Source organism: Paenibacillus campinasensis (assembly GCF_002272015.1).
GTDB classification, from domain to species: Bacteria; Bacillota; Bacilli; order Paenibacillales; family Paenibacillaceae; genus Paenibacillus_AQ; species Paenibacillus_AQ campinasensis.
Genome location: NZ_NPBY01000063.1, coordinates 1 through 12,045, shown reverse-complemented (window position 1 = coordinate 12,045; position 12,045 = coordinate 1). Strand labels below are relative to the sequence as shown.

Sequence of the window (12,045 nt, the reverse complement as noted above, 5' to 3'; positions counted from 1 at the left end):
TATGCTACATTAATAAGGAGAACGTTTGGTAGGGAAAACGGGAGAGGGACAGGGTGAATCCATGAACAAAAACTTAGTCAGAAAGTCCACGCTGCTGCTCGGTGCAGCTCTGGTGCTCGGTAGCGCTGCCGATTGGGGAATTGGCAAAGTCGAAGCGACAGCGGCAGTTCCAGGATCAGTTTCAGGATCAATTCCAGTTACAGCCTCAGCGGCAGTGTCGGTGGCAGCAGCAGGGTCAGTTACAGGTGTGAAGAGTACATATGAGGATCAAGTACCGAGGATCATTCAGAATGCATCTCCTTCGGTAGTCGGCATTATCGGAAAAACTGCGCAAGGAGTTTCGTACCAGGAGGATCGCTATAATCTGGCACATGGCACAGGCGTCATCTGGACAGCGGACGGATGGATCGTCACGAATGCACATGTGGTGGATGGATTAACCGAGCTTACTGTGGTCACATCGGACGGGAAGTCTTACCGGGTCCGTGAGGTTTATAGCGATGCCAAGAGCGACATTGCTCTGATTAAAATTAATGCAAAGGCTTTGAAGCCAGCTAAATTCGCCAAGACTGCCCAGACTTCTCAAGTAGGGGAGCGGGTGGTGGCCATTGGAACGCCGATTTCCTTCTCACTCCGTAACTCTGCAACCGTTGGGGTTGTAAGCGGATTGAACCGGAGTGTAGACGGCTCCTATCGTCTGATCCAGACGGATACGGCGATCAACCCTGGCAATAGCGGGGGGCCGCTGGTGAATATGAAAGGAGAAGTCATCGGGATTAACTCGATGAAATTTGCGGCCATCGGGGTCGAAAATATGGGCTTCTCGATTCCTGTGGAAACGGTACGTTATGTTGCCGAATATTTGCTCGAATACGGCGAAGTGCCAAGACCAACGCTTGGTCTGGAGCTGGAGGAGAGCTGGTCGGCGATCGTTGGCCTGCCAAGCGATGATCCGTTGATGGTTACGCAGGTCTTAAGTGATGCCGCATGGAAAGCCGGAATTCGAGAGGGGGATGTGCTGTATGCCATTGATGGCAAGCGCGTCTACTCGGTTGTGGATATCAATGAAATTTTAAAGTCTTTTTTGCCGGGACAGAAGATTAACCTGCTTATGCAGAGTGATGGAGACATCGTGAATCGCCGGCTGACTTTGGGCTGGGACGCCTATGACGGAATCCTTGCCGATGAAGAGGAGGCCGACCAATAATGTTGACGTGGGAGAGAGAGAATAGCCATCGGCGGCAGTGGATGAAAAAGGCAGGGGTGGCATTGCTGGCGCTGTGCCTGATGACACCGTTGATGATGACAGCGGCTTGGGGAGACAGTGTAACTGATGAGCAATATGAACAGCAGGAGCAGACGAAGCAGGAGCAGACGAAGCAGGAGCAGCAAACGAAGCGGGAACAGCGGTTGTTGGCCATCCAGACAGGCAGCTCCAAAGCGACGGTGAATGGTGAGAGCCTTGGGATTGCTAAGCCAGTGATACATCAAGGCGCTGTGATGGTGCCGCTCGGTGTGTTCAAGCAGGCTTTCGGCAGTGAGATTCGGCTGGAAGGAAACAATCGGATTCGGATACTGCAAGGGCCGCACAATATTGTGCTGGTCATGGACAGCAAGACAGCCTGGATTGACGGACAGAAAGTTGAACTTTCCGTTGCTCCAACCATGATTTCCGATACGCTGATGGTGCCTCTGCGTCAAGTGGCCTCGGGAATGGGAGCGAAATTAAGCGCCAGCGGCTCCGGCGCCTATACGGTTAGCCTCAATGTGGTGGTTAAAGAACAACCGGATCCATCCGGCATGGAAGGCCCGGGTTCATCGCGCATAGGGAACAGTTATTATACTTGGAGCATCAATTATCCATCCTGGATGATGATCATTCAGGGGGCTTCGGACGAAAGCGCGTCCTATTTTACAGATCCGACGGGACGCTATTATTTGGAGGTCCATGCCCTTGATCAGACAGTGCCTTTAAACGTTGAGGATCTGCTGGAGATAGTCATTAGCGATGTGAAGGAATCGAGGGAAACGATTCTGCACCGGGAGGCCGTCTCCAGTGCATCTGTGGCGTATGCCAGAGCCGTCACCAGGGATATGGACGGATTGCTGTGGGAGACTCGGGCATATTACGCGAATGATCGGGTGTACATGCTCTATTTTTCCGATGCGAATGCAGAGCACTACACTGACATGAACAGCCATGCTGCTTTTCTGAACTCCTTCAGGCCTTCCTTTCCGGCAGTGGATCCTCATGTGAAGGATTTGTCCTCGGTTGTGGACGGGCTTATGGATGTAGGCAATGATGAGTATGGTGTCTACCTGAGTGTGCCGGCTGATTGGAACATGAACGATGCCGAAATGATGTATTTCAAACAGAAGGAAGGAATACTGGCCGTCACCGTTACCTCTGTTCCGAAGGGTGCGAGATCCGGTATAACTTCATGGGTCGATGAGATCAAGAAATGGTATGCGGAGTCGTTTGTAGAGGATGCTTACAAAATGACCGGGCAATCGCCAATCGAAATTTCAGGCGTGGAAGGCCAGCTCCTGGAACTGCAATATAACTCAGGCAACGGCTGGATTTACACATATCAAATCCTGATTGAACACAACGGTTATCGGTATCATATTGAATATGCCTATCCGGAGCGGATAGAAGATGGTGCTGGGTTGTGGGAGAAGATGCTGGATTCCATCGACATCGATTATGACCGGGTACCGGATCAGTTCGGTGATCTCGGAGAAGACAATACGCTTGTCGACAAAACAAAAATGAGTACGAAAAGCTCATCTGCATACCGTTATCATATAGATATTCCATTGTACTGGACGCCGATCAGTGACCGGTTTGAGCAATCGGATATTCAATATTCCTTCATGGGAGGAAACTTTGAAATTATGGCGCGGTGGAATAGTCCGGCCGACCGGATCATCCAAGAGATGAAGCGTTATTACACCGAAGCTAACGCGTCTAACAGCAAGCTCAAGCTGCTGAGTGTGGAGAATATCACTTTTGCTGGTGCATCAGCGGTATCCTTTACGACACATCAGGAGAAGGATGGGGTCGGATTCACGACGCGCGAGATCGTATTCGAGAACAACGGCATCACGTATATGATTGTTGCGGAGCTGAACGATGCGAATGCAACCAAGGAGCAGACCGATGTGATCGAGCGGACGTTAGCGTCGTTTGGATTGACGAAGTAAATGGGTGTAGTAAGTCGTTGTGGCTTTCGAAGTATCAGGATGTCATGTTTGTATATCCGCATATGATTGTGAATAAAGCTGTTGGCAGCTGCTTATGGTCCACGAAATCGTGTGCCATGGGCGGCTGTTTTTGTTGTAGGGGATACGCGTCCGCCTATGCTACAATAAACTCCAGTAGATGGATAACGGGGGAGCTTATGAATAAGACGATAGGCATGTTCGCCCATGTGGATGCGGGCAAAACAACACTGGCTGAACAGCTGTTATATATGACCGGCACAATTGCTCAGCCTGGGCGGGTGGATCATCAGAGTGCCTTTATGGACAATCATGGGATCGAGAAAGAGCGAGGCATTACCGTGTTTGCGGACCAGGCGGTGATGACGTATAACGGCAGCACCTATTATTTAATGGATACGCCGGGTCACGTCGATTTTTCACCCGAAATGGAGCGGGTGATCCAGGTGATGGATGCCGCTGTTGTCGTGATTAGTGCAGTGGAGGGTGTTGAGGGACATACGGGAACGGTGTGGCAGCTGCTTCGAAGATATGGTATCCCTGTGTTCGTATTTATTAATAAAGTTGATCGGGTCGGTGCCGACGTTCGACGGGTGCTTGAAGAGATTCGAAGAGAGCTGTCGGCAGACGCTTGTCTGATAGAAGAAGGGGATGATTTCACTTCGGGGGTGCTTCGTCCAGCGTTAATCGAGGCCATTGCCGAGAGGGATGAAACCCTGTTGGACTTTTATATGGAGCAGGGCTATGAGGCCGAAACCTGGACAGAGGCGATGCGGACGCTGGTCCGCGAAGGCCGGATCTACCCTTGCTTTAGCGGCTCGGCACTGCAAAATATCGGGGTGTCCCATTTTATGAAGCAGCTGGACGTGCTGACGGAGACGAACTACCGCAGTGAAGGGGAGTTTGCCGCCAGGGTATATAAGATCCGTCATGATGATGCAGGCACAAGGCTTACGTACATGAAGGCGGTCAGCGGTTCGCTGCAGATTCGGGATGAGCTGGAGTATCATACCGGTTCAGAGGTGGTGACTGAGAAAGTGACCGGTATCCGATGGGTCAACGGCAGCCGCTTGTCGAGCGTGGACAAGGTTAAGGCGGGTGAACTGTTTGCAGTCACCGGGATTACGGCTGCGGGCGCAGGTGATGGTGTCGGGGCGCTGTCCGGCAAAACCGTGTACGAGCTGGTACCGGCCTTGAAGAGTAAGGTGGAGTTTGATAGCGACATTCATCCCAAGGATATGCTTCGCTGCTTCCGGCTGCTGGATGCCGAGGACCCCTCACTATCTGTGCAGTGGGAAGAGCAGGTGCAGGAGATTCATATTCATGTGATGGGTGTCATTCAACTGGAGGTGCTTCAGCGAATCGTGCTGGAGAGGTTCGGGTATCAGGTTGCATTTGGTCCGCCGGAGATTTTGTACAAGGAGACAATAGCGGAGGGAACGGTCGGATGCGGGCATTTTGAGCCGCTGAAGCATTATGCCGAGGTGCATCTGAAGCTGGAGCCCGGGCCAAGAGGCAGCGGCATCGTGTTCCGTAATGCGTGCCATCCGGACGTGCTGCCGGTCAATTATCAGCATCTGGTAGAGCAGCATATCGGGGAGCGGGATCATCGAGGCCTGTTGACCGGATCGCCATTGACGGATATCCAGGTCACATTGCTGAAAGGTCGTGCTCACAACAAGCATACCCATGGCGGAGATTTCCGGGAGGCTACGTATCGTGCGCTGCGGCAAGGGCTTGAGAAAACGAACAATATTCTGCTGGAGCCTTATTATCAGTTTAAAATCAAAGTGGATACCGCGTTTGTCGGGAGATTAATGTCGGATCTGACGCGGGCCAAAGCCAGCTTTGAGCCGCCGCAGACGCTTGGAGATCAGGTGGTGGTTGTCGGATCTGCGCCAGTCGCGACCATGATGAATTACAGTGTGGAGCTTGCGGCCTTCACGCACGGGAAAGGCATGATCTCCCTTCAGTTTGGCGGATATGATCGCTGCCATAATGAAGAGGAGGTCATTGCCCGAAAGGGATACAACAAGGATGCTGATCCGGAGTACAGCTCCTCGTCGATCTTTTGTGCGAAAGGCCACGGCTATAGTGTACCGTGGGATGAAGCGGATGCGCATATGCATGTCTAAGAAGCATGGAAATGCCGATAAGGCTGGAGCTTATCCAGCTGTCGACCTTCCTGAGTTCTCGGCATGCGTGTCAGTGCCACGCAGTGACCAATAGGTGAGGCCCGTGGTGATCAGCATGAGGATACCGGTTATTAGAAATACGGAGTGAATATCCAGGAATCCACTGATCGCACCGCCTGCGAGCGGGCCTGCCATGCCGCCGATCTGTGTGGCGGTCTGGTTCAGACTGAATGCCCGGCCGCGGAAATCGCTCGGGGTATGCCGAACAACCAATCCGTTCAGTGCAGGGAATACCGCACAGAAGAAGATGCCATAAACGAAGCGAATGGCCGAGAACGCCCAGATATTGCTGAACAGCATCTGTGCCAGGGAGCCAATGCCGCCGGCGAGCAGGCCGATCAGAAGCACCCGATGAAATCCGATTTTGTCGGCAAGCTTGCCCCAGCGTGCGGCAAACAGAATGCTGGCGATCCCGACGATGGAGAAGACAAAGCCGGCGATCATTGAGGTATGCTTGCTGGATCCGCTGATATCGGCGACATACAGAGGCAGGACCGGCTCGATGGTCATGACGGAAAACTGGGTCAGCAGGGTTAGCATCAGGACGATCATCAAGGTTTTGTTATGCCCGGCTACACGGAACGTGTTGATGACGGATACCCTTTCCTTGCTCGGGACAAACTTCTCTTCCTTCACCCATAATATGACCAGCACGGTTGCAATGAAGCACAGGCCGCCAGCGAGCCCGAAAGCCATCCGGTTGCTGAACAGGGAAGCGAGCGTGCCTCCGATCAGCGGGCCAAGAATGCTGCCCGTTGCAGTCGCGGTGGACATCATGGACAAGGCATACCCGACCTTGTGCTCGGGAGTGTTCGTCCCGACAATGGCGATGGCGCCCGGAATGAAGCCGGAGAGCAGACCTTGCAGCAGCCGCAGCACGAGCACCTGATACTCGTTCGTCACAAATGCCATAAGCACATAGATGACAAACAATACGAGCCCCGCGCGGATGATCATCGGCTTGCGTCCGTATTTGTCACCGACGGCTCCCCAGAACGGAGAGGACAGTGCTCCGGCAAAAAAAGCGGCGCTAAACAGCAAGCCGGACCACATTTCGGTATTCTTGGTCACCCCAAGCTCAATGAGAAAGAGCGGGAGAAAGGGGATGACCATCGAGAAGCTTGACGCTACGATAAAGGAGCCAAACCAGAGGACCCACAGATTTTTCTTCCAACTTTCCATAATTTCTTCATCTCCTGATGTTTATGCTGATATCGCTCCGGCCCCCTTTACATTGCAAAGTTATATGATGAAAAATAACAACCCTAGCGGAATTCCACCTATTTATTACCCTGATTCCATAGGAGCATGCCATGCGGAATAGCATTTATACCTTTGAATCGCAAACAGTACGGCATATATAAGGTGAAATTTAATACAATGAATGCTTCACGTGCTTAAAGACGAGATTTTATTATTTCAGAATGGAATGAGTTGATGTGCGTTTCTTAAGTAAACGCTGTACAAAAGCAAACACCTCTCCAATTTGGTAAACTGAAAGCAGCGAAAGCTGCCGTTTCCAAAATGAAAGGCGTAAGTTCATGGTACACCACATTTCATGTTCTGGGAAGGCATGGGAAAGAAGTTAGGAGCGTTGAAGATGAGAGAGACGTTAAAAGGGTTATATTCATCGGCTTTGCTGAGCGATGTGGCAGAACAATTGAAACAGGCTTACCCGGCCTTTGATTCGAATCGATTTATGCAGTTAATCCAGGACGAGGCCTGGGAGCAGGAGGAGTTCAAGCAGCGAATCAGGCATATTGCGCAGGCCCTGACGGACACGCTACCTTCTGCTTACCGGGAGGCGCTGGACATATTGAAGCAGGTGGCCCCTCATTTTCGCGGGGTGGAATATTTGTTTTTCGCGGATTATGTGGAACTGAACGGACTTGAGGACTTTGAAGCCTCGATGCAGGCACTTGAGGTGTTCACGATGTATTGTACGGCGGAATTTGCGGTGCGGCCGTTTATTATGCGGGATCAAGAGCGGATGCTCATACAGATGAAGGCGTGGGCGCTGTCGGACAATGAGCATTTGCGCAGGCTGGCCAGTGAAGGCAGCAGGCCGCGGCTTCCCTGGGCGCCTCAGCTGCCTGCTTTGATAGCCGATCCGAAGCCCGTACTGCCGATTCTGGCGCAGTTAAAGGAGGACCCGTCCCTTTATGTGAGAAAAAGTGTGGCCAACCACCTGAACGATATTTCCAAGGATCATCCGGAACTCGTGCTGGATATTGCGGCAGAGTGGTACGGCCATCATCCGTTAACGGACTGGATCGTGCGGCATGCGCTGCGGACATTGCTTCGGCGCGGGGATGTGCGGGCGCTGTCTATCTTTGGTTATGAGGAGCTGGACGAGCTCCCGGGGCTGGAGATTACCGATCTTCGGCTGAAGCGGACCGTTATTGCCGTGGGGGAGGAGTTGGAGTTTTCATTTCGCGTTGTGAATGAGACCGGGGAGCCGCGCCAGCTTCGGATTGACTATGAGATCGATTATATGAAGCAAAGCGGCAAGCATGCGCCCAAGCGCTACAAATGCTCGGATAAAGTGTATGAGGCGGGAAGCTGGGCGGTGGAGAAGAGGCAGTCTTTCAAAATCATCTCCACGCGCCGTTTTTATGCAGGGGCGCATCGGCTTCATATTGTCGTGAATGGCAAACGATTGGCTTCGGCTGATTTTGTGCTGGAGGGTGCGGAATCTATAAAATAATTGGGAATGGAAAAGTCCCCGCAGACAGCTGACGTCAGGCAGCAGTTCTGGTACACTAGATAAGTTGAAAAGACGTTTATAGAATAGGAATTGTTACAAGACTAGATAGAAACTAGAGTGTACCGGTGATGTTACCGGCGGGAGGATATAGATGGATACAAAAGCGTTACGAAGAGAAGATGTGGAGCTGCTGGCGCCAGCGGGCGATTGGGACTGCATGCGCGCGGCGGTGGCCAATGGTGCGGATGCGATCTTTTTCGGTGTGGAGAAGTTTAATGCACGTGCGCGGGCGAACAATTTCCGGATGGACGAGCTGCCGGAGATTATGGCTTTCCTGCACAGCTACGGGGTGAAGGGCTTCCTGACCTTCAATATCCTCGTATTCGAAAATGAGTTGGTAGAGGCCAAAGAGCTGATCGATGCCTGTGTTGATGCAGGCGTAGATGCCGTGATCGTGCAGGATCTCGGCCTGGTGAAGCTGATCCGCGAAATTTCGCCGGATTTTCCGATTCACGGTTCTACCCAGATGACGATCACTTCCCCGGAGGCGGTGGAGTTTACGAAGCCGTTCAACATGGAGCGGGTGGTGCTGGGTCGCGAGAACAATCTGAAGCAGATTCAGAAGATCGGGGAGCAGGCCAAGCTGCCGATGGAGGTATTCGTCCATGGTGCGCTGTGCGTCTCTTATTCGGGCCAGTGTCTGACCTCGGAGATGTGGGGCGGCCGCTCCGCAAATCGCGGAGAATGCGCGCAGGCTTGCCGTCTGCCGTATGACCTGATTGTGGACGGCGAGCCGAAGCCGATGGGCGATGTCGCTTATCTGCTCTCGCCGAAGGACCTGGCGGCCATTGACCTGATGCCAGAGCTAATCGAAGCGGGTGTGACCTCTTTCAAGATCGAAGGGCGTCTGAAAAGCCCTGAGTACGTAGCGAACGTTGTGAGCAAATACCGGAAGGCGATTGACCGGTATTTCGACGGGGAAGATGCAAGACCGAGCAAGGAGGAAGTGCGCGAGCTGCAGCAGAGCTTCTCGCGCGGCTTTACACACGGCTTCCTGGAAGGGACCAACAACAAGCAGCTGGTTGAAGGGACGTTCCCGAAGAGCCGCGGCGTGTATCTGGGCCGGGTGGAGCAGATCCTGCGCGACGGCGTTGTATGCCGCCTGGAAGCGCCGCTGAAGCGTGGTGACGGGATTGTGTTCGACGCAGGAGACCCGACGAAGCAGGAAGAGGGCGGACGTGTCTATGACGTGCGCCGCAAGGGTGTGAAGATCGAGGGCGAGGCCCAGGAGGGCTGGATCATCGATATCGTCCCTGGCCGCAGCGACGTCGATCTGCGCAAGGTGCATGTAGGCGACCGGATCTGGAAGACTAGTGATCCGGCGCTCGACAAGCGTCTGCGTCAAACCTTCGAGACCGACAAGCCGTACCGGGTGTTCCCGGTACATGTGCGGGTCAGCGGCCGCCCAGGGCAGCCGCTGTCGACGTGGTGGACCGATGTGCAGAAGGGCACGACGGTCCAGGTGAATTCGGAGCTGGAACTGGACATCGCCCAGAAGCGGCCGCTGAATCAGGAGCTCCTGGAGGAGCAGCTTGGCCGCCTGGGCGGAACGGTATTCCAGCTGGAGCAGCTTGACGTCGAGCTGTATGGCGACGTCATTGTGCCGATTCGCGAGCTGAACAGCATCCGCCGCCGTGCGGTGGAGCTGCTCGCTGGCGAGCGGCCGAAGCCGCCCGTGTATGTGAAACGGGTGGTGGAGGTGTACGGCGATGCGGCTGTGCCGGCATCGCCGGTGGCGCGCGGTGAGGCGAAGCTGACCGCGCTGTGCCGCAGCCTGCCGCAGGTGCAGGCTGCGCTCGAAGCCGGCGTGGAGATGATATACGCCGACTTCGAGTTTATCAAGCAGTTCCCGGCAGCGGTGGAAGCCGTGCGTGCAGCCGGCAAGCAGATTGCGCTGGCGACGCCGCGCATCCATATGCCGGGCGAGAACGGCTACCACAACAACATCCTGCGCCTCCAGCCGGATGCCGTGCTGGTGCGCAACACCGGTGCGCTGTATTATTACCTGCGCCACCGAATGGAGAACCCGGGGGCTGCGCATCCCCGGCTGATCGGCGACTTCTCCCTGAACATTGCCAACCACAAAGCGGTTGACCTGTTCACCGAAGTCGGCTGTGACATCGTCACGCCTTCGTATGATCTGAACATCCAACAGATGGTGGATCTTCTGCGCAAGGCGGACACGGCTAAGCTGGAGATTGTCATCCACCAGCATCTGCCGATGTTCCATACCGAGCACTGCGTGTACTGCACCTTCCTGAGCGAAGGCACAGATTACACGAACTGCGGCCGTCCGTGCGAGGAGCATCGTGCTTCCCTCCAGGACCGCATCGGCATGTCCCATCCGGTCCGCGTGGACGAGGGCTGCCGCAACACGGTATACAACGCGATCGAGCAGTCCGGTGCCGAGTATTTAGCTAACTTCATGGAGCTGGGCGTGTCCCGCTACCGTGTAGAGTTCCTGGAAGAAACGCCGGAGAAGGTTCACGAGGTGATTGACCTCTACAACCGTGCCCTGCGCGGGGAAATCAGCGGTACCCAGGTATGGAAGAAGCTGAAGGCCACGAACCAGCTTGGCGTAACGCGCGGTCAGCTGGTGAAGTAACGCGCTGGTTGATCGCGGGGCCTGCCCATGCGATCAACATGGGCGGGTTTGTCCGCGAGCAGACTTGTGGTCTGGCGGTAGATGATAGGGATATAAGAGGAAAGTAGAGGCAAGGCAGACCTGGTGCATAGCTGGTGTGCCTTGCCTTTTTATGTGGGAGGGACTGGGTTGCGGCTGTTGAAGGGCTGCTGTTTATTTGCTAATTTTCATGATTTTATGACAAACACGGCCTATTTTCGATATAATGGCACTGATCTTGTTTATTACTATGTTTGGTGTTGAAAAGGAGAAGCTTTCATGAAAATACGAAAGGCCATTATTCCGGCAGCAGGGCTAGGAACCCGGTTTCTCCCTGCAACCAAAGCGATGCCTAAGGAAATGCTACCCATTGTGGATAAGCCGACCATTCAATATATTATTGAAGAAGCCGTAGCTTCTGGCATTGAGGATATTATCATTGTCACGGGAAAGGGAAAAAGAGCCATTGAGGATCACTTCGACTCCTCGTTTGAGCTGGAGCATAACTTGGCGGAAAAGGGAAAATGGGGGTTGCTTGAGGAGGTGCGGAAACCTTCGGATATGGCCGACATTCACTATATCCGTCAGAAAGAGCCGAAGGGTCTTGGTCATGCGATCTGGTGTGCCCGTAAGTTTATTGGCGACGAGCCGTTTGCTGTGCTTCTTGGTGACGATATTGTGGAATCCGAGATTCCTTGTCTGAAGCAAATGATGGATGTATATGACAAGTATCAAGCCGCAATTGTAGGCGTGCAGCCTGTAGCTAAGGATCAGGTGGACAGGTATGGAATCGTCGATGGAAGAGAAATTGCAGAGCGAATATACGAGACTTCCAGGCTTGTAGAAAAACCATTACGTGAGGAAGCACCTTCGAATCTGGCTATTATGGGGCGCTATATTTTGCCGCCTGGAATTTTTAATATATTGGAGTCACAAGAAGCCGGGAAGAATGGAGAAATCCAGCTCACAGACGCATTATCCTCTCTATCCCGCAGCGATGCAATCCTCGCGTACCATTTTGAAGGGATTCGTCATGATGTCGGTGAGAAACTTGGTTTTATCGAGACGAGTATACATTATGCTCTGCAGCACGAGGATCTACGCGAAGATTTAATTACATATTTAAAAAACACCTTGTCAAAGTTAAATTGATAGGCCCATGGCTAATTCGATTTCGGTTTCTTGAGAAGATGAGGTTTAGAGAGCGGAGTTTAAGAAAGAGGAGTTAAAACTCC

7 protein-coding genes are annotated in these 12,045 nt (G+C 53.2%); 6 read left to right on the top strand and 1 reads right to left on the bottom strand.

The features are described from left to right. The first annotated feature begins 61 nt into the window (after positions 1 to 61). The 3 genes from CHH67_RS19425 to CHH67_RS19415 all read left to right on the top strand — a co-directional run bounded on the left by CHH67_RS19425 (position 62) and on the right by CHH67_RS19415 (position 5,360). Positions 62 to 1,207, top strand: a complete 1,146-nt coding sequence (locus tag CHH67_RS19425; protein ID WP_095267119.1) for a S1C family serine protease — start codon at positions 62 to 64, stop codon at positions 1,205 to 1,207. Beyond that, a complete protein-coding gene (locus CHH67_RS19420; protein ID WP_095266986.1) occupies positions 1,207 to 3,207 on the top strand; it encodes a copper amine oxidase N-terminal domain-containing protein in 2,001 nt (666 codons plus the stop codon). The genes CHH67_RS19425 and CHH67_RS19420 overlap by 1 nt, the downstream gene beginning before the upstream one ends. 197 nt (positions 3,208 to 3,404) lie before the next feature. Further along, positions 3,405 to 5,360: a GTP-binding protein gene (locus tag CHH67_RS19415; RefSeq protein ID WP_095266985.1), complete on the top strand. Its 1,956-nt coding sequence runs from the start codon at positions 3,405 to 3,407 to the stop codon at positions 5,358 to 5,360. 30 nt (positions 5,361 to 5,390) lie between these two features. On the opposite strand, the gene CHH67_RS19410 is transcribed toward CHH67_RS19415, so the two are convergent. Continuing rightward, positions 5,391 to 6,602, bottom strand: coding sequence for an MFS transporter (locus CHH67_RS19410; protein WP_095266983.1), 1,212 nt, complete (start codon positions 6,600 to 6,602; stop codon positions 5,391 to 5,393). A gap of 418 nt (positions 6,603 to 7,020) precedes the next feature. Between CHH67_RS19410 and CHH67_RS19405 the strand changes: the two genes are divergently transcribed. The 3 genes from CHH67_RS19405 to galU all read left to right on the top strand — a co-directional run bounded on the left by CHH67_RS19405 (position 7,021) and on the right by galU (position 11,962). Continuing rightward, entirely contained in the window at positions 7,021 to 8,127 is a 1,107-nt protein-coding gene (locus CHH67_RS19405; protein ID WP_095266981.1) for a DNA alkylation repair protein, read from the top strand. Positions 8,128 to 8,278: 151 nt separating this feature from the next. Beyond that, positions 8,279 to 10,792: a U32 family peptidase gene (locus CHH67_RS19400; protein ID WP_095266979.1), complete on the top strand. Its 2,514-nt coding sequence runs from the start codon at positions 8,279 to 8,281 to the stop codon at positions 10,790 to 10,792. Positions 10,793 to 11,089: 297 nt separating this feature from the next. Further along, positions 11,090 to 11,962, top strand: coding sequence for a UTP--glucose-1-phosphate uridylyltransferase GalU (gene galU, locus CHH67_RS19395; RefSeq protein WP_095266978.1), 873 nt, complete (start codon positions 11,090 to 11,092; stop codon positions 11,960 to 11,962). The last annotated feature ends 83 nt before the right edge of the window (positions 11,963 to 12,045 follow it).